The following is a 19,986-nucleotide window of genomic DNA, read 5'->3' on the forward strand; positions in this document are numbered from 1 at the left end:
CGTCCTACTCCTGAAAGCAATTAAACAATGATTAGTGGTTGACTACTCCTGGCCAGGAAGAAAACAAACACCATGTAACACGCTAAATTGAAAAAGATGAAAACAACAGTTTTACTTAGTCTGATGATTTTTTGCCTGACCCTGACTTATGCTCAGGATTCAACGAAGGTGGGAAACCTGGTTGATGTAAAGGAAGGTAGTGGCCGAACTGAGGTGGGAATTTTAAATGACCGTATTCATATTGAAGATGATTATAGCAACGATACAACGCACATCCGGATTGGAAATCGGAATGTTGAAGTGATCGAGAAAGAGGGGCGTACTACTGTCAACATGCATCGCGATGGTTTCCGGGATAAGAAAAAAGACAACTGGCGGCACAAAGGCTTTGATGGTCACTGGGGTGGTTTTGAATTGGGAATTAATACCTTTTATGATGACGGGCACTTTGGTGGTACCGGCTTTATGTCGCTAAACCAATCCAAGTCCATGGAAGTGAATATTAACTTTCTAGAATACAATATTGTTTTGAGCGATCAGCGTGTTGGTCTGGTTACTGGTATGGGCTGGACGATGAATAACTACCGCTTTGACAATGCTATCACTCTTCAGAAGGTGGATGGGCAGATTGTTCCTCTGGAACTGGAGCATGATGGGCTGAAAAAGTCAAAACTGACGGTTTCTTACCTGACCATTCCCCTGTTGCTTGAATTCCAGATTCCGGTGAACGATCATTCCAATGAAGTTTATATATCGGGCGGTTTAATTGGTGGATTCAACCTGGGCTCGCACACCAAAGTAAAGACAGATCGCTCTAAAAGTAAAGATCACGGCAACTTCAATATCAATCCTTTCAAGTATGCGGTTACCGGGCGTGTGGGTTTGAAAGACATAGGTGTGTATGCGACCTACAACCTGTCGTCCATTTTTAAAGATGGGGGAGGCCCGGAATTTTTTCCCTTTAGTGTAGGAATCAGTATCGTTAATTTCTAAAACCAACTTTCAGAAAACAAAATAGCCTGCCTGGTGCAGGCTTCTTTTTTCAATAATCATGCGTAACTTTGTTGGATGATTAGAGTCATGAAACAATTTTTCGCCATAGTCTTATCTTCCTTATTGAGCTTGGGTGCCAGCGCTCAGTTGAACGATAGCATTCCTGTAAGTCAACCTGGCTGGGGTAATCAACCTAACATTATTCAGTTCGAAGGTGTTGTTACGGATGGCTTTAATTACTGGGAAGATAAATTTACGGGGCATTGGTCGGGCATTTACCTAGGATTGAATGGCTTTATGGATAAAGATTACTCTCTTTATCCGGAAGACGAAGCCGGTTTTTTGGATGTCAACTTTTTACGGTCAACCGTATTGAACCTCAATCTTATTCAGATTTCTCAAAGTTTACAGCACACCCGAAATACCATTGGATTGGTCACCGGCGTAGGGATGGAATTTCAGACCTATTTTCTGGATAAGAAAACCAGTATTGAGCAAACTCCCGACCGGATTGAACCCATTGAACGCTTGTATGATTCGAAGCAAAAATCAAAATTATCGTCGTTTTACCTGACTGTTCCTTTGTTGGTTGAGTTTCAGATACCCGTGAAACACTATGGCAACCGCATTCATCTGTCAGCAGGTGTTGTTGCCAGCAAGCGGTTGAGTACCCATACTAAGGTGAAATACCGGGAGAATGGAAAAAAGGAAAAGCTGAAAACACCCGACGACTTCCACATGCATGATTTTCGTTTCTCGGGGCAGGTGCGTTTGGGGTACCGATGGATCAATCTTTACGCCAGCTACGATCTTCAGCCTTTGTTTAAAGAAGGTAAAGGGCCTGAGCTTTATCCTTTTTCTGTTGGGGTGGCTTTGTTATCCTTTTAATGAGAAGTTGCTGGCTGAGAAATTTCCTGTTTTTGTGGAGGACATTGTGTATTTTAGTCCCCCGATTTAAAACTGATTTAATGACCGATGTCGGTCACAAAATAGATGAACCATGAAATTATTACTTCTGAGTAACTCAACCATGCCTGGTGAAGACTACCTGGCTTATCCCAAGAAAGAAATTCAGCAATTTTTAGGACCTCAAAAAGTGAAAGCCTTGTTTATCCCGTTTGCAGCGGTTACTTTTTCCTTTGAGGAATATGAGCGTAAAGTAAATGAAAGTTTGCAGGAGGTTGGGCATGAAGTTATCAGTATTCATCGGTTTAAGGACCCCGTAAAGGCGGTGGAAGAGGCTGAAGCCATTGTTATTGGTGGTGGAAACACCTGGCAGCTGGTACGTATGCTGCATGATCAGGATTTGATGGAGGCTATTCGTCGGAAAGTGCAGCAGGGAACCCCTTACATTGGATGGAGCGCTGGCTCAAACGTGGCCTGTCCGACCTTGCGCACAACTAATGACATGCCAATTATCGATCCTAAAAGTTTTAACACCATCAACTTGGTTCCGTTTCAAATTAACCCACACTACTTGGATGCTAATCCGGAAGGGCATGGAGGAGAGACCCGCGAACAGCGTATCTCGGAGTTTTTGGAGATTAATCCAGACACTTATGTGGTTGGTTTGCGTGAAGGAACAATGTTGAAGTTGGAAGATGGTCAGTTAAGCTTAATCGGAGAACGTTCAGCACGTCTGTTTTTAAAAGGAGAAGCACCTTGTGAGAAGGCTGCGGGCGATGACTTTTCTTTTCTGTTAAAAGAATAGCGACTTCTGGACAATTCCGAGACTATTAGATGCTTTACAGCATAAAGTTTGTACTTTTGTCGGCCTAAAAAAACATTGTCATGGAATTGTTGAGGAATAGCTATTTTGCCCTGTTTTTGATCATTTTGATCGGTTTCATTTTGGGTCGTATTAAAATCAAGGGAATATCATTGGATGTTTCTGCAGTCATTTTTGTTGCCTTGGTATTTGGCCATTTTGGAGTCATCATCCCCAAAGATTTTCAATATCTTGGACTGGTCCTGTTTATTTTTACAATTGGCATTCAGGCCGGTCCCGGGTTCTTCAGTTCATTCAAAAAGAATGGACGGGAACTGGCCATTCTAGCGAGTTTGCTTATCCTAAGTTCGAGTGTTATCACCTACTTGGTTTTTCAACTTGGTGGTATTGATAAAAGCCTTTGCATTGGTTTGCTAACCGGCGCTTTAACCAGTACGCCAGGCTTGGCTGCCGCCATCGATACAACAGGTTCGCCGCTGGCGTCCATTGGCTATGGTATCGGCTACCCGTTTGGTGTGATTGGCGTTATTTTATTTGTGAGTTTCCTGCCACGCTTGCTACGTGTAAATGTTAAAGATGCTGAGGAACAATATAAAAAGGAAATGTCAGCCGGATTTCCGGAAATCATGAAAAAGAATTTCCTGGTTGAAAACGAGAATGTGGTGGGCAAAACCATTCGCGAACTGCGAATCCGTTATATGACCAAAGCTGTTGTGTCGCGCGTGATGCAGGGGGAGGAAGCCATCACTCCTGCTCCGGAAACCGTTTTGCGTAAAGGAGATGTGATTAAAGCAGTGGGAACAGCTGAAGCACTTGGCCGAGTAAAACTGCTGATTGGTCCTGAGGTGGATGTTGAAATTCCGTTGAGCAACCAGTACGATGTACGTTCGGTGCTGGTAACCAACAAAGAGGTGGTTAATAAAACACTGGGCCAGCTTAATATGCTCAGTACCTATAACGCAACCATTACCCGTATTCGCCGGTCGGGTATCGACTTGTCCCCAACCCCTTCGTCTAAGTTGCAGTTTGGCGATAAATTGGTTGTTGCCTGCAACAAGGAAAATATGGAGCAGGTCAACCGCATTTTTGGCGATGACGACCGCCGCCTGTCCGATACCGATTTTTTACCCATTGCAACCGGGATTATTCTTGGAATTTTAGTTGGCAAGCTGAGCATTAACTTTGGGTCTTTCTCATTTAGTTTGGGGCTGACCGGTGGTATTCTACTTACAGCTTTGGTACTTGGACGAACCGGAAAGACTGGCCCTGTAATGTGGACCATGACCGGGGCTGCCAACCAGTTATTACGACAGTTTGGCCTGCTGTTTTTCCTGGCAGCTGTTGGTTCCAGTGCAGGTTCCAGCCTGGTTGACACGTTCCAGGAATATGGGATCGAGTTGTTTATTTATGGAATTTTGATCACCCTGGTTCCGATGATAATTACGAGTTTGGTCGCTCGGGTGTTTTTGAAGATGAATATTTTAACTTTGTTAGGAACACTGACAGGAAGTATGACCAGTACCCCCGGGCTTGCTGCCATTGATGGAATGACCGACACCGATGCGCCTTCAGTTGCTTATGCCACGGTATATCCAATCGCTATGGTGTTGCTTATCGTTTTTGTGCAGATTCTTAGCCTGATTGAACCCCTGATATTATGAGTTTAAAAGAGATTGATGTTATTGCTTTTGATGCCGATGATACCTTGTGGGAAAACGAAAACTTTTTTCGTGATGCCGAAAAGGAGTTTTGCCACATCATGGAAGAATATCAGTCCACCGAAAACATGATGGCTGAGCTATACCGTGTTGAAGGCCAGAACATGGAGATGTACGGATTTGGGATTAAAGCATTTATCCTTTCCATGATGGAAACCGCTTTGCTGGTGTCGGATAAGCAGGTACGGCCCGACCAAATGGAGGCAATCATTGCCATTGGCAAAAGCATGCTGCACAAAGATGTAGTTTTGCTGGATGGCATCCGTGATTTGCTGGAGAAACTGGCTCCCCATTATCGGTTGGTGGTTGCCACCAAAGGCGACTTGCTCGACCAGGAACGCAAGCTGGCTAAGTCGGGCTTGCTGAAGTATTTTCACCACATCGAAGTGATGTCGAACAAGCGGGAAGAAAACTACTGCGAATTGCTCAGGCACCTCGATTTGGAGGCCGGGAAGTTTATGATGATTGGAAATTCCCTGAAATCAGATGTGTTGCCCGTTGTTAATCTCGGCGGTTACGGAGTGCATGTTCCGTATCACACCACCTGGGAATTTGAGCAGATGGACCCGGCCGAGATTAAAAGTGATCGCTTTTTTGAACTAAAGGAAATTCATGATGTTTTGACTTTATTTGAAGAGGCTTAACTTTACCTGAAAAACCAATGGAATACCAAGGGAATATACTTAAAATGAAGACTGAACTGGGAGAGCCCATTCAGTACCAGTTGCCAATTGGCGACCAGCTTGTTCCAATGAATGAGCTGATCGGTCAGCATATTCATTTCAAATTTGACGGGCAAATTAACTGCATCTCCTGCGGTAAGAAAACAAAAACATCCTTCGGACAAGGTTTTTGTTATGCCTGCTTTCAGACGGTTCCGGAAGCCGACGAATCGGTTGTGCGTCCAGAACTATCCAAAGCCCAGTATGGGCTTGCCCGCGACCTGGAATGGGCCGAGCAACACGACCTGATTGACCATTATGTCTATTTTGCGGTTTCCAGTGAGCTGAAGATCGGAGTGACGCGTCATCATCAGGTGCCCACCCGTTGGATTGATCAGGGTGCCAGCCGCGCTATTAGACTGGCTAAAACACCCAACCGCCATATTGCCGGCATTATTGAGGTACTGCTGAAAAAGCATTTTACCGATAAAACCAACTGGCGGGCCATGCTAACCAATAAGGTAGATAATTCGATTGATCTGGTAACGGAAAAGCAAAAAGCACTTCAGTTGATGCCACTGGAGTTGCAGCAATACTTTTCGGATGAAAACGAGGTGCTTGATCTGCACTATCCGGTAACTGAGTACCCGACCAAGGTGAGTAGCGTTAGTTTTGATAAAAAGCCGGTGATTGAGGGAACCCTGAAAGGGATCAAGGGACAATATCTTCTGCTTGATAAAAACCAAGTGTTGAACATGCGTAAGCATAATGGGTACTTTTTGACCCTTTCTACGAATTCGTAGCTCGTGTCTTTTGTTCTGTTTTAAATCGTAGGTGTTATTGGTGTTTCGCTTTTAGTCTTCTAATTGCTTGTTTTTGAATATGTTTATAGAACACGTTTTTAAGACGCTAATTAGAAGGGTTCTTCGGTATAATTGGTCTTTTTTTTCGTTAATTTTAGGGATTCAAAAAAAGCGGTTCAGCAAATAACATACACTATGGAAAATCAAGATTGGAAGAAGATAGGCTTCGGCTATCGTAAAGCAAACTTTAACGTTCGTTGCACTTATAAAAATGGCGAATGGGGCGAACTGGAGTTGAATGACTCTGAATACATCAACATGCATATGGCTGCTACGTCACTTCATTATGGTCAGGAGGCCTTCGAAGGGCTTAAGGCTTTTATGGGGAAAGATGGTAAAATCCGAATTTTCAGAATGGATGAAAATGCCAAACGCATGCAAAGCTCTTGTGATGGGATTTTGATGCCACGTTTGCCAATTGAAAAATTCCAGGAAGCCGTTAAATTAGCGGTGGAAAAAAACAAGGATTTTGTCCCTCCTTATGGCTCTGGCGCCTCTTTATACATTCGACCTTTGCTGATTGGAACCGGGCCTGAAATTGGGGTAAAACCTGCCGGAGAATACTTGTTCATTATTTTTGTAATGCCCGTAGGCCCTTACTTCCCGGAAGGATTCAAACCAACTGATTTGCTGATTATGCGCAAGTTTGACCGCGCTGCTCCACAAGGAACCGGAAAATACAAGGTGGGAGGTAACTACGCTGCCAGTCTGACTGCCGGTAAAAAAGCGAAATCCGAAGGATATTCAGCGGTGCTTTATTTGGACTCGCGTGAGAAAAAATTTATTGACGAATGTGGTCCGGCGAACTTTTTCGGAATCAAAAATGAAACCTACATTACGCCGGAATCGGACTCTATTTTGCCATCCATTACCAATAAAAGCCTGATGCAGATTGCTAAAGATCTGGGTTTGAAAGTAGAATGCCGCAAAGTGCCCGTGGAAGAACTGGAAACTTTTGAAGAAGTTGGTGCCTGCGGTACTGCTGCCGTTATTTCGCCGATCAAGCGGATTTACGACGACGACTTGGATAAGGAATATAACTATGGTACTGAGCCAGGGCCCTGGAGCACGAAACTTTACGAAAAACTGCGTGCCATTCAGGATGGCGATGCGCCAGACCCTTATGGTTGGGTAGCTGTGATTGACTAATCATTTTTAAGTAAGATATTGAAAACCTCATTTGCTGGCGTGAATGAGGTTTTTTTTAAGGACCTGACTTCTGCTTGACGAAAACTGAAAATGAATGTGATCGGACGCTTTTGACTTGTTTTACAGATTTCGAGGAAAGTACTACATTTGAGTTTTCGATAGAATTTCATGGGCTGGAAAGGAGCGTACCTTGCATTATAGCCCAGGAGTTTTAATGAAAAAGCACCTTGTCACTGATTGTTCTATTCTGCTAAATTATATGAAATGAGCCAACTAACACCTTTTATTGAACTTCGCAGAAGCTTACTTCTTCTGCTGTTATCCCTTATTGGCTTTACACAACTACATGGCCAGTCGCAAACCAATGAGCGGGCCCGGTGGTTCGTTGATGCCCGTTATGGCATGTTTATTCACTGGGGCCTGTATAGCGCTACCGAAGGAATATGGAAAGGAGAGCCTTTGCGGAATGCGAACAATTACGCGGAGTGGATTTACTACCGTAACCGGATTGAAAAAGATGAATACCTGGAATTAATGGATCGCTTCGATTGGGAATCCATTGACCCGGAAGAATGGGTGTTGCTGGCCAAACGGGCGGGCATGAAATACGTAACCCTGACGGCCAAGCATCACGATGGCTTTGCGCTTTGGGACAGCCAGGTGTCAGATTACGATATTGCAGAATATACGCAGCCCAAACGCGACATTGTGAAGGAACTGGCCGAAGCTTGCCAGAAACATGGGCTGAAGCTGGGGCTTTATTACTCGCACTGGGTGGACTGGGAACATCCTTATGGTTGGGACCACACCAAAGAAATTTACCCCATCACTGCGGAACAATATGACCAGTATTGGCAGGAGAAAGTGATGCCGCAGATGCGGGAGCTTTTATCCAACTACGGGTCCATTGGGATGATTTGGTTTGACATGTGGATCAACCATTCCGAATCCATTATCAGCAAGGAACAACTGCTTCAGCTTAAGAGCCTCATTCGAACCTTACAACCCGACTGCCTGGTGAACTCCCGCTTGGGCCTTTCCATTGAGGAAGACAGCGATATTGACTACCGTACCTTAGGCGACAACCAGCTGGGCACACAAAAACTGGATTACCCCTGGCAATCGCCCGGAACGGTTGCGCACTCCTGGGGCTTTCATCAGCTGGATACCGAATGGAAATCGACCACCAGCTTGTTGCAGGCGCTGATTGGCAATGTGAGCCTGAATGGAAATTATATGCTGAACATCGGACCAAAGGCAAACGGCAAGGTGCCCTATGAAATTAGCCAGCGCCTGCTTGAAGTGGGGCAGTGGCTGGAGGTCAACGGAGAATCAATTTACAAGGCGGAAGCTTTTGATTTGCCCGAAAATCAGCATGATTGGGGGAAAATTACCTACAAGGAGATTGCCCATGGCATTCACCGGCTTTATCTGCATGTGTATAATTGGCCTTACAATTCGCAACTTCCGCTTACCGGGGTGACGACTCAGGCACAAAAAGCTTTCGTATTGAGCGATAAATTGCAAATGCCTTTAAAAATGAAGCATCAAGAGGTGCTGACAAGCATTGAGCTTCCGGCAGAACAACCGGATAATCTGATTTCGGTGATTGTGCTGGAGTATGATCAAAAGCCGGAGATTCAGGAAAACCTGGTTGCTAAAACAGTGGATGGCGGTTTCTCGTTGAAGGCGGAGAACGCTTTTGCAGAAGAAGGACAAGCGAGCCGGGTTGATTACGAACGGGGAGGAACCATTCCACCACATGTGCTGGTGGAGGATACTTACCAGCTGCACTGGAAGCTTTTTATTGATGAGCCGGGAAACTATCGGGTGGATGCTTCGTACAGTTTTCAAGGAAAGAAACCAGCCGGACGGTTGAAGGTACTTGGAGCCGAAAGTAGTTTGGAGCAATCTTTTGTTCCTACGGGATTGACCGTGGGGGAGCCCAACAGCGATTGGCATATTCCCAATTTCAGCTCGCACGATTTGGGGATACTGTATTTTCCTCGGGCCGGAGTTTATGAAATTTCGATGCAGGTGGAAGCCCGTAAAAAGCTGCCGGCCCAATTTCAATGGCTTTGGGTGAGAAAAGTTAACAGGAACTGATCCTGGATTTGGAGGTGACCCCATTTTGTTGGCCTTTTCTACGAAAAGCCTGAACCAGACCTTAGGCAGTCTGGTTGTCAACAGGGGGACATTTTTCAGGTCCATTCAAAATATTCAACATTAATAACTACTCATACTATGAATCGAATTGTATTAACATTAATTACTTTTTTCATGTGTTCCTGGGCAGTTTCTGCGCAGCAACAGGATTGGGAGAACGAGCAGGTGATTGGGATTAACAAATTGCCGGCCCGGGCTACTTCCTATTCATTTTCTACGCCTGATGAGGCTTTGACTGGAAACCGGGAGCAGGCACGTATGTTGTCGCTGAACGGCAGCTGGAAATTTCATTTTACAGCTGATTCCAAAGACCGGCCAACGGATTTCTATCAGCAAGATCAGCTTTACAGCGAATGGGATGACATTACTGTTCCCTCTTGCTGGGAGATGCAGGGCTACGGAACCCCGATCTACACGAACGTAACTTATCCGTTTCCTAACACGCCACCAACCATTGAACGCGAAAACCCGGTGGGTTCATACCTCAAAAAATTCACTTTGCCGGAAACTTGGGAGGACAACCAGATCATCCTGCATTTTGGCGGAATAAGCTCAGCTGCTTATGTGTGGCTGAATGGCGAATTGGTGGGCTACACGCAGGGAAGCCGTTTGCCGGCAGAGTTTGATATTACCTCACTGGTTCAGGCAGGCGAAAATAGTTTGGCGGTTCAGGTGTTTCGCTGGAGCGATGGCAGTTACCTCGAAGATCAGGATCATTGGCGCATGAGCGGCTTACACCGGGAAGTGCTGCTTTTGGCTCAACCCAAAGTAAGCATCAATGACTTTTTTGTGCGCACAAAGTTTGATCCGCAGTTCGAAGACGCTTTGTTTATGGTGCGTCCCGAAATTTCGGTGGCTGGCGATATCGCTACCAAAGACTGGACGCTTGAAACCCAGTTGTATGGTCCGAATCAGGAAGCCACTTTTGCAGACCCGCTTTCAATACCGGTTAACCGGGTACGCTTTGAAGGGTATCCGCAACGCGACAATGTGTATTTTGGCCTGTTGGAGGCAGAAGTGAAAAGTCCGCAAAAATGGTCGGCCGAATCGCCGGCTTTGTATACTGCTGTTTTGACACTTAAAAACGAGCAGGGTGAAGTGGTGGAAGCCAGAAGCACCAAAGTAGGATTTCGACATGTTTCTACGGATGGAGGCGTCTTCCGGGTTAATGGCAAAGGTGTGAAGCTGTATGGAGTCAACCGCCATGATCATAGCCCGAAGGGAGGAAAAACGGTTACCCGCGAGGAAATGCTGAAAGATGTTTTGCTGATGAAGCAGTTTAATTTCAATTCGGTACGAACCAGCCATTATCCGAACGATCCTTATTTCTACGATTTGTGCGATGAATATGGCTTGTATGTGGTTGACGAGGCCAACATTGAAACTCACCATGCTGGCGGATTCCTTACCAACCAGCCCGAGTGGCTCCAGTCGTTCAACGAACGGGTAATCCGCATGGTTGAACGCGATAAAAACCATGCCTCTATTGTGATTTGGTCGTTAGGAAATGAGTCGGGAACAGGGCCCAACCATGCTGCAGCAGCAGGCTGGCTTAAGGATTTCGATCCAAGCCGACCCATTCATTACGAAGGCGCGCAGGGAGCCCCTAGCCATCCTGAATACAAGAAAGTGGGAAGTAAAGAGTACTGGTCGATCACCAACTCATCCAACCCAACCGATCCGGCTTTTGTGGATATGTTGAGCCGGATGTACCCAACACTTGAGGAGCTGGAAGGAATGGCCACCAGTCCGTATATTCACCGGCCTATTTTGATGTGCGAGTATGCCCACTCAATGGGTAATTCATTGGGTAACCTGAAAGAATACTGGGATCTGGTCCGTAAGCACGACAACCTGATGGGTGGTCATATTTGGGATTGGGTGGACCAGGGAATCACCAAAACCGATGAAGATGGCACGGAGTATTTTGCTTATGGCGGCGATTTTGGCGATACACCGAACGACAATAACTTCTGCCTGAACGGGGTGATTAATCCTGATCAAACCTTGAAACCACAGATGTATGAGTGTAAATACGTGTTTCAACCAGTTGCCTGGGAAGCTTATAAACTCGAAGATAAGCAGGTGATTGTAAAAAACCGCTTCAACTTTACCAGTCTGAGTAATTATGAACTTCGCTGGTCGGTTTCAAAATACGGCACTGAGATTGAAAGTGGTGTTCTTGAAGACATCAACTTGCTGCCGGGTGAGTCGAAAGTTATTCGGATACCTTATACCAAAGCGTCTGATGATGCTGAATACTGGCTGCGTTTGAGTGCTCACCTGAAATCGGATACCAAATGGGAAAAAGCGGGTTACGAAATTGCCAAGGAGCAAATGCTGATTCCCGGATCAAAACCAATGGTCTTAGCGCCTTCAAAAGGACGTGAAACTGTTGGTATTTTGACGGATGATGCGCAACAGCTGGTGATTGGGAACAAGAATTTTGAAGTACAGTTTGATAAGCAATCGGGCTACCTGACATCCTATAAGGCGAATGGGGAAACCTTTATCGCATCTCCATTGAAACCCAACTTCTGGCGTCCACTGACGGATAATGACAGCCGGGGTTGGCGTGTTCAGGAGCGTTTGTCGAAGTGGCCCGAGCTGGCTGAAAACTTTAGCCTGACTGACTTCACTACCGATGCAACGGATTCAAAAATTCGTATTCAAACCACTTTGGAAAACGAAGGTGTTCAGCTGCAATTGGCTTACGAAGTAACGGCTGATGCACGGGTTCATGTGGCTTATGCCATCCAGATTCCGGAAGAAGTTTCGGAGCCCATTCGCATTGGAATGACAACCACGGTGCCTCAGTCAATGAATAACATGGTTTTTTATGGAAAAGGTCAGCATGAAAATTACATTGACCGGAATCAGGGAGCTGAAGTGGATGTTTTCCACGGCAAGGTAAGTGATTTTATCTTCGACTACATTGTTCCTCAGGAAAATGGTAACCGCACTGATGTGCGTTGGTTGAACCTTGCGAATGCCAAAGGGCAGGGGATCATGGTTTTTGGTGATCAGCCGTTGGGAACTTCGGTATGGCCTTATACGGCAGATATGTTGAATAAGGCACGGCATACCAATGAGCTGAAAGAGGCTGGTTTCTTCACCCTGAATATTGATCTGACTCAGGCTGGAGTTGGGGGAATTGATAGCTGGTCATTGCGTGCCCGGCCGATTAATTCCTACCGCTTGCTGGAGAAAAGCTACAGTTACGGCTTTACCTTGATGCCATTGCCCCAAAGGGGCGCAGAGAAATTATTTTAAATCGCATTGAAATTTGATTTAAAGGCCTCTTTTTTAGGGGCCTTTTTTTGTGCCTGATCATTTTAAGTGCTACTTTGTTTTCTATAATACAGGAATCTAACTTGTTTGCCATGCCCGATTCAAACAAAAGAAAAAAAGGAAAGCCGATTTATGTTGTTTCCGGAGGGAAAGGCCTTGCCGGGAATAATATGGTTCAATCGTTACTCATTCAGTATCCGGATAATAAAGTGCCGGTAATTATTGTTTCCGATGTTTCGGATGAGCAAAAAATAGAAGAGGTGGTGCTTCGTGCTCAGAAAGACAACGGGTTGATTACCCATACCATGGTTAATTCGGAACTGCGTAAAAAATTGATTGCCCTGGCTCAAAAACATCAGGTGAAACAGGTGGATTTCATGGGGAAATTGGCCGATTACCTCGATGAGGAACTGGGTATTCCATCGTTAAAATCACCCGGGCTTTTTCGGGAAATCAACCAGCGCTATTTCGATCGTATTGAAGCCATTGAGTTTACTTTGAACCATGATGATGGCATGAGTCCTGAGCGCTTGCACAAGGCTGAAATCATTTTGTGTGGTGTTTCCCGATCGGGCAAAACTCCGCTGAGTGTTTACCTGGCGATGTATGGCTGGAAGGTGGCCAATGTTCCTTTGGTGAATGGCATTCGTCCTCCGCGCGAATTGTTTGAGGTTGATTCGCAACGGGTTTTTGGACTTCATATTGGTTACCAACATTTAATTGCCCATCGCATCAAGCGTTTGCGGAGTTTGCCACGGCACGACAGTTCAAACTATACCGATGAAGCAAAAGTGAGAAATGAAATCCGGAATGCCTCCTTCATCTTTAAAAAAGGAGGGTTTACGGTGGTGCATGTGTCGAACAAGCCGGTGGAGTCTACGGCCAACGAAATTCTGAATATTATGAATGAACGCTTCGAGTATGGTGGGCGGCGCATCACTTCGCCCTACCAGAATACCATCAATCCGGCCGGAGTTGGAGAGGAAAGCAAACAAGATGACAACAACAAGGATAAATGAGTTTCTAGTTATGATCAGTGAAGGCGATTTCTCAACAGACAGGGCTTGGTAAGCTTACTTTTTCGGAAATATTACCAGAAACAAAAAGTGTTAATGATTTGGCGATTGTCCTTGCTAATTGGCTGTCTGTGTGTTTTTTTGGCATGGACTTCATGCGATTCTTTAAATCAGGAATATTGGCTCCTTTCTTTTGCGCTTAATCCATGAAACCGTTTGATGGTTTGCGGTTTGCATCTAAAAAACTTCTCAGATTCAGGTCGAATCACTAATATTTTGACTTATTTAGAACAATTATAAGAGCAGATTAAAATCATTTTGGTATTTTCGGACTCGTTACTGAAAATGGAATTATTAATCAAAAGATAACAATCGAGTTTAAGACGAAAACTATAACAATAAATCAACTTTATAAGAATTAATAATCAAATTATGAATCAGCAGAAGAGTTATTTAGGGCCATTTCTTACAATGGTATTTTTATTTTTTATCGTTGGATTTTTGACGGTAGTCTTTCAACAGTTTCAAAAACCTTTAGAGTCAGCATTCCTTGGTGCTGATAGTATCCAAGGGATTAAAAACACTTTGTCAATATTAGTAACCTTTACTTGGTTCCTGGCATATCCGGTAATGGGTGGAACTGGAAGTAAGTGGGTTGACAACTATGGTTATAAGAAAACCTTGATCAGAGCCTTGATCTTAATGGTTTTTGGTTTGTTAGTCAGTGCTGGTTCAGCATGGATTGGTTCAATGGAAAATTCACCCGCAGTTGCCGGTATTCCTGTTGGATTCTTTGTATTCCTGTTAGGTTCATTTGTTGTCGGATCAGCAGCAACGGTAATGCAAGTTGTAATTAACCCTTACCTAACTGCTTGTGATGTAAAAGGAACAAGTGCTATTCAGCGTATTACTATTGGAGGTTCTTCAAACTCTATTGGTACAACTATCGCTCCTTATTTTGTGGCAGGTATTGTGTTTGGTGGTGTATCTATTGCCGATGTTAAAATCGACCAGGTATTATTACCATTCGTGCTGTTAGCAGTAACGATTGCAGTTGTTGTTTTTATTGTAAGCAAATTAACACTTCCTCATATTGAAGGAACAACAAACGACGAAGGTGTAAAACTAGAAAAAAGTATCTGGTCATTCTCTCACCTAAAATTGGGTGTTATTGGTATCTTCTTTTACGTTGGTGTTGAAGTAGCTATTGGTGCTAACATTAACATGTATGCTGACTGGCTGGGTGGAAGCTTTGCTGAAAGAGCTTCACGCATGGCCATGTTATACTGGGGAGGTATGCTTGTTGGACGTTTGGTAGGAAGTACTTTAAGTAAGATTTCGGCCAAGGTACAGTTAGTGGTTACTTCGGTAGGAGCAACGGTATTGGTTTTGATTTCGATGATTACAGGTAACCCTTGGTTCTTGGTTGGTATCGGACTATTACACTCAATTATGTGGGGTGGTATTTTCTCTTTGGCAGTTGCTGATCTTGGAAAATATACTTCTAAGGCATCAGGAGCATTGATGATTGGAGTAATTGGTGGTGCGATTCTTCCACTGATGCAAGGTATGATGGCTGACGCTTTGGGTGGTAACTGGGCTTGGACCTGGACGCTTGTTGTTATTGGTGAGCTTTATATCTTATATTACGCTTTGATTGGTTCTAAAGTGCACCAAAAAGGCTAATTGTCATACAGAACTAACTTCATGACCCTCTAATCAATTAAAGGGTCATGAAGAGTTAATAAGAACTTGTTAGTTAATAAATTTAATTATATGAAAAAAGTAGCAATAGGAGTCGATATCGGCGGTACCAATACTGCAATTGGTGTTGTTGACGAGGCGGGCAATGTGATGGTTAAAGATTCAATTCCTACGCCTTCGCATGGTAACCTTGAAAAATATATTGATGAACTGACTGTAGCCATTAAAGAGCTGATCAAATCAGTAAAATTGGTGAACAGTGACCTTGAAGTTTTGGGAATTGGAATCGGAGCTCCCAACGGAAACTATTACAGCGGAACAATTGAATATGCACCAAACCTTTCATTTAGGGGTGTTGTGCCATTGGTTGAGTTGTTGAAAAAGAGTTTCCCTAATATGGATGCTTTGGCCTTGACCAATGATGCAAATGCTGCTGCCATCGGTGAGATGATTTACGGTGGCGCCAAAGGCATGAAAAACTTCGTAATGTACACACTGGGAACAGGAGTAGGAAGTGGTGTTGTAGTTAATGGAGACTTGGTTTATGGTGCGGATGGCTTTGCCGGCGAATGCGGACACACTGTTCTGATTCCGGGAGGTCGTACTTGCGGATGTGGAACGAAAGGTCACCTTGAAGCCTACTGTTCAGCTCCGGGAATGAAACGTACTGCTTTTGAAATTATGGTACGCGACAATGCCGTTGACAGCTTGTTGGCTGATAAATCATTTAAAGAATTGGATTCGAAAATGATTTTTGATGCTGCTGAAAAAGGAGATAAAGTGGCGTTGGAAGTGTTTGAGCTGACTGGTAAGTGGCTGGGACAAGGATTGGCTGATACGGTTCATCACCTGAGTCCGGAAGCAATCTTCCTGTTTGGTGGCCCAACAGCTGCCGGCGATTATATCTTCAAGCCAACTAAGGCTAGCATGGAAGAGTACTTGCTGCCAATCTTCAAAAATAAGATCAAAATTCTTCCTTCAGAACTAAAACAAGGAGATGCCGCTATCGTAGGTGCCAGTGCTTTGGTTTGGAAAGAAATTGAAAAATAAGGTCAATTTGATCCATAAAAAACGGGAATTCGAAAGAACTCCCGTTTTTTTTTAGCTAATATCTTTTTGAAACAAATGAGCGATGTCGCAAATGGTTTCGTCCAGGTTGCGGTAGTGAAAATCAATTGTTTTCTGAATTTTCTCTCCATTGTACCGATGAATTAGGTTGGAGCCGGAAACAGCTTCCCGCGTGATTTGAGGACGTTTCCCTGAGAAAAAGCTGGCTAAACGCGCAGCCCGCCAAGCCATTTGTAAAACAAGGTCGGAAGCAAAGGTTCGGGGGCGTGGCTTCTGCAGTGAATCAGCTATCTTATTGAAGAAATTCTGATAGCTCATGTTGCCTGCGTTCAATATAAAACGCTGGTTTTTAGTCTTCATAAAGTTCTGCTCATCCATCAGTTGAACCATAGCCGAAGCGACATCCCGCACATCCACAAAACCGGTTTCGCCTTTGGTGTAATACTTTAGGCCTTTGGCAATAGCCTGGAAAAGCTTGGGACTCCCAATATCCCAGTTGCCCGGCCCCAAAATAATGGATGGATTGACAATAACAGCTTCCAGTCCTTCTTCAATGCCGCGCCACACTTCCATTTCAGAAAAGAACTTACTCAGGCTGTAGCCCGATTTTCGCTTGGATGGAATCCAATAGGTTTCTTCGTTAATTTCGCTGCCGTCCTGGGTTTTTCCCAAGGCCGCAATGGAGCTAACATGGCAAAACTTCTTTACGTTATGATGAAGAGCCGCATCAATGATATTGGCTGTTCCTTTCACATTGTTGTTAAGCATGCTGTCGCGGTCGTTGGCATGAAACGATACAATGGCCGCACAATGATAGACTTCAGAAACCCCGACAAGGAGCTCTTCCATGCTGTGGTTGTCCAAAATATCACCTTCCACCCATTCAATTTGCTCATAAAGCTGGTCGGCTTGGTCGGTGTAGTAGGCAAACACTTTTTTCACCCCTTTCACATTGCTGGTGGATCGCTTTAAAACGCGCACCTGTTTGCCTGAACTTAATAAATTGAATAGCAAATGTGAACCAACTAACCCTGTGCCTCCGGTAACAAAAATCATAGTTTACAATTCAAAAGTAAGCGTTTAAAAGTAACAAGAATCTGCGAGCCGGCCAACGGCTATTCTTATTCTTTATGCTGGTTCCAGGGAGTCACGGCCTTGGCTCCAAATTCTTTGGCGGTAATCTTTTTGATGTGAACTTTCATGATGCCAACGTTGAGTACAGCTGGTTTTCCGAATTTAAACTCGCGGTCGCTGTACTGAGCCATGGTTTGCTGAAGCATGCGGTACTTTTCGTCATAGTCATCAATAATTTCAACTTCACCTTCAACAAGCACCGATTTTGATTTGACGCGGTAGCTGCAGCCTACCCGGACATCCTGCCAGGTCAGTTCTTCGCCCAGGGTCCAGTTAATGCATACGTTGGGGTTTTTTCGGATGGTTTCCCAAAGGCGCCCTTCCTGGGCCGAATGCAGGACAATCGTGTCGCCATCATAGCCAAAGTTCATGGGCAAAACGTAGGGAACATCACCGTCTGACATGGCCACAAAACAGGTTTTGCAAGCTCGGATAATGTCGTCTATTTCTTCACGATTCTCAATAAACAAAGTTCTCATGTGATTCTATTTTTTAGCGGGTAATGGTCCGGTTTCCCAGCTGGATCGACAGGTGTTTTTCTACTTTTTTCAGGTTGAGGTATTGGTTTTGAAGGCTCATCACCTTTTCGATGTCGGAGGCAGCCAGCTGAATGCTTTTTTCCAGCTCCGAAAGCATGTTTTTTACTTTCCGGAGTTTGTATTCCTGCACAACCTTGGGAACGATCAAATCCAGAATTTCATCTTCAGCCTCCACAAAGGCGCCGCCACGGGTCCAACGTTTGCTCTCGGTGTACTTTTCAGAAAGCAGGTCGCTGGCAAGTTGGCTAATGCGCTGGTCGGAGTGATTGGTGAAAAACGGCATGGGCTTGAAATCGGTATTGTCAAGGTTTTCGCGGAAAAAGTCCAGAAACTGGTTGATCAGCGCATTGTCGGAATTCAGCCCATCATTTTCAATTTCCTCCAACACAAAACGCCCAACCGAGATAGAAATCGTTTCATCGGGATTTTCGCCTTCCTCCTCAAAAACTTCGGTGTGAAAATATTTAAGTAAGACACGCAGAATTTCGCGTTCTTCAATTTCGCAGAGGTTCTTCACCGTATTTACCGGCTGAGGAGTCGCTGGCTGTTGCTGTTGAACAGCTTTTGCCCGGTACTCTTTCCGACGATGATCCTCTGACTCTTTCATCATAATTTTTCGGATCTCGGTGTACAGAATATCTTCTCCCACATCCATCAGCGTGCTGCATTCTTTGATGTACATTGAGCGGGTGATGGTATCGGGAACTACCGATATGGAGCGCACAATGTTGCTGATCATGCGGGCTCTGCTTACCGGATCGTTTTCCGACTTTTCGAGCAGCAGCTTGGTTTTAAACCGGATGAAATCGGTTTGGTGTTCCTCGATGTACTCCTGCAGTTGCGTCGAGCTCATGGAGCGGGCAAACGAGTCGGGGTCTTCTCCTTGCGGAAGGAGCAGCACTTTGACGTTCATGCCTTCTTCAAGCACCAGGTCAATTCCGCGCAGCGATGCTTTGATTCCAGCCTCGTCGCCATCATAAATAATGGTGATGTTGGGCGAGAATCGCTTGATTAGTCGGATTTGATCCGGGGTGAGAGCTGTTCCCGAGGAAGCTACTACATTTTCGATGCCTGCCTGGTGAAAGGCCAGCACATCGGTATATCCTTCTACCAGGTAGCACTTGTCTTGCCGTGTAATCTCGCGTTTAGCCTGGAAAATGCCATAAAGTACCCGGCTTTTGTGGTAAATTTCCGATTCGGGCGAATTCAGGTATTTGGCTATATTTTTATCACTTTTCAGTGTTCGCCCCCCAAAAGCAGTCACCCGTCCCGCCACATTGTGAATGGGAAACATGACCCGTCCGGAGAAGCGGTCGCGCACCCAGTCATCGCGTTTAATAGTCAGCCCGGTTTTTTCCAGGTATTCCATTTTATAGCCTTGCTTTTGCGCGGCCTGGGTAAAGATGTCTTTGCCATCAGGACAGTATCCCAATTCAAATTTTTTGATGATGGTGTCCTGAAGTCCCCGTTCACGCAAGTAGCTAAGGCCAATGGTTCGGCCTTCATTTTCTTCCCAAATGTAACGGGTGAAATATTTTTGTGCGTAAGCCGATGCAATCATCATGCTTTCGCGGTCGTCTTTCAGTTGCTTCTGATGTTCTGTTTCCTCTTCTTCCTGAACATCGATATGGTATTTTTTGGCCAGCCATTTCAGGGCTTCGGGATACGAGAGTGCCTCATGCTCCATGATGAAGTTAACGGCATTGCCTCCTTTTCCACAGCCAAAACACTTAAAAATACCTTTTGCGGGCGACACGATAAACGATGGTGTCTTTTCGTTATGAAACGGACATAACCCAAGCTGGTTGACTCCCCTTCGCTTCAGTGTCACAAACTCCGAGACCACATCTGAAATCTCGGCTGCATCCATTATTCGGTCAATTGTTGCCTGGTCAATCATACCCACAAAAGTAGGAAAATAGTCCTTAACTGGGCCGCGCTGTTGAAAAGTAAT

General features: G+C 44.9%; 15 protein-coding genes. 12 read left to right on the forward strand and 3 right to left on the reverse strand.

The window, feature by feature from the left end:
- Positions 1 to 96 precede the first annotated feature (96 nt).
- The 12 genes from ACRD6K_RS00160 to ACRD6K_RS00215 all read left to right on the forward strand — a co-directional run bounded on the left by ACRD6K_RS00160 (position 97) and on the right by ACRD6K_RS00215 (position 16,341).
- Positions 97 to 993: an outer membrane beta-barrel protein gene (locus ACRD6K_RS00160; RefSeq protein WP_299578619.1), complete on the forward strand. Its 897-nt coding sequence runs from the start codon at positions 97 to 99 to the stop codon at positions 991 to 993.
- Between the two features lie 87 nt (positions 994 to 1,080).
- Positions 1,081 to 1,881, forward strand: coding sequence for an outer membrane beta-barrel protein (locus ACRD6K_RS00165; protein WP_299578621.1), 801 nt, complete (start codon positions 1,081 to 1,083; stop codon positions 1,879 to 1,881).
- 112 nt (positions 1,882 to 1,993) lie between these two features.
- Positions 1,994 to 2,704 (forward strand): dipeptidase PepE, encoded by a 711-nt coding sequence (gene pepE, locus ACRD6K_RS00170; RefSeq protein WP_430971596.1) that lies wholly within the window; start codon positions 1,994 to 1,996, stop codon positions 2,702 to 2,704.
- Between the two features lie 80 nt (positions 2,705 to 2,784).
- Complete coding sequence (locus ACRD6K_RS00175) at positions 2,785 to 4,383, forward strand: aspartate:alanine exchanger family transporter (RefSeq protein WP_299578625.1); 1,599 nt, start codon at positions 2,785 to 2,787, stop codon at positions 4,381 to 4,383.
- Complete coding sequence (locus ACRD6K_RS00180) at positions 4,380 to 5,084, forward strand: HAD family hydrolase (protein WP_299578627.1); 705 nt, start codon at positions 4,380 to 4,382, stop codon at positions 5,082 to 5,084. The genes ACRD6K_RS00175 and ACRD6K_RS00180 overlap by 4 nt, the downstream gene beginning before the upstream one ends.
- 44 nt (positions 5,085 to 5,128) lie before the next feature.
- Positions 5,129 to 5,905, forward strand: coding sequence for a DUF2797 domain-containing protein (locus ACRD6K_RS00185; RefSeq protein ID WP_430971597.1), 777 nt, complete (start codon positions 5,129 to 5,131; stop codon positions 5,903 to 5,905).
- 132 nt (positions 5,906 to 6,037) lie between these two features.
- Positions 6,038 to 7,114 carry a branched-chain amino acid aminotransferase gene (locus ACRD6K_RS00190; protein ID WP_430971598.1) on the forward strand — a complete coding sequence of 359 codons (1,077 nt, stop codon included), beginning with the start codon at positions 6,038 to 6,040 and terminating at the stop codon, positions 7,112 to 7,114.
- A gap of 264 nt (positions 7,115 to 7,378) precedes the next feature.
- The gene (locus ACRD6K_RS00195) at positions 7,379 to 9,220 is read left to right on the forward strand and encodes an alpha-L-fucosidase (RefSeq protein WP_430971599.1); all 1,842 of its coding nucleotides are present in this window, start codon (positions 7,379 to 7,381) and stop codon (positions 9,218 to 9,220) included.
- A 138-nt stretch (positions 9,221 to 9,358) separates the two neighbouring features.
- Positions 9,359 to 12,553, forward strand: a complete 3,195-nt coding sequence (gene lacZ, locus ACRD6K_RS00200; protein ID WP_430971600.1) for a beta-galactosidase, LacZ type — start codon at positions 9,359 to 9,361, stop codon at positions 12,551 to 12,553.
- Positions 12,554 to 12,663: 110 nt separating this feature from the next.
- A complete protein-coding gene (locus ACRD6K_RS00205) occupies positions 12,664 to 13,590 on the forward strand; it encodes a pyruvate, water dikinase regulatory protein (RefSeq protein ID WP_430971601.1) in 927 nt (308 codons plus the stop codon).
- Between the two features lie 429 nt (positions 13,591 to 14,019).
- Positions 14,020 to 15,273, forward strand: a complete 1,254-nt coding sequence (locus ACRD6K_RS00210) for an MFS transporter (protein ID WP_299578638.1) — start codon at positions 14,020 to 14,022, stop codon at positions 15,271 to 15,273.
- A gap of 90 nt (positions 15,274 to 15,363) precedes the next feature.
- Positions 15,364 to 16,341 (forward strand): ROK family protein, encoded by a 978-nt coding sequence (locus tag ACRD6K_RS00215; RefSeq protein ID WP_430971602.1) that lies wholly within the window; start codon positions 15,364 to 15,366, stop codon positions 16,339 to 16,341.
- A gap of 51 nt (positions 16,342 to 16,392) precedes the next feature.
- Here the strand turns inward: ACRD6K_RS00215 and ACRD6K_RS00220 are convergent, their stop codons facing one another.
- The 3 genes from ACRD6K_RS00220 to dnaG form a co-directional block, all read right to left on the reverse strand.
- A complete protein-coding gene (locus ACRD6K_RS00220) occupies positions 16,393 to 17,415 on the reverse strand; it encodes an NAD-dependent epimerase/dehydratase family protein (RefSeq protein ID WP_430971603.1) in 1,023 nt (340 codons plus the stop codon).
- A 65-nt stretch (positions 17,416 to 17,480) separates the two neighbouring features.
- Complete coding sequence (locus tag ACRD6K_RS00225) at positions 17,481 to 17,972, reverse strand: pyridoxamine 5'-phosphate oxidase family protein (RefSeq protein WP_430971604.1); 492 nt, start codon at positions 17,970 to 17,972, stop codon at positions 17,481 to 17,483.
- 13 nt (positions 17,973 to 17,985) lie between these two features.
- Positions 17,986 to 19,932 (reverse strand): DNA primase, encoded by a 1,947-nt coding sequence (gene dnaG, locus ACRD6K_RS00230; protein ID WP_430971605.1) that lies wholly within the window; start codon positions 19,930 to 19,932, stop codon positions 17,986 to 17,988.
- Positions 19,933 to 19,986: the final 54 nt, after the last annotated feature.

This window comes from Sunxiuqinia rutila (genome assembly GCF_050589705.1).
GTDB classification, from domain to species: Bacteria; Bacteroidota; Bacteroidia; order Bacteroidales; family Prolixibacteraceae; genus Sunxiuqinia; species Sunxiuqinia rutila.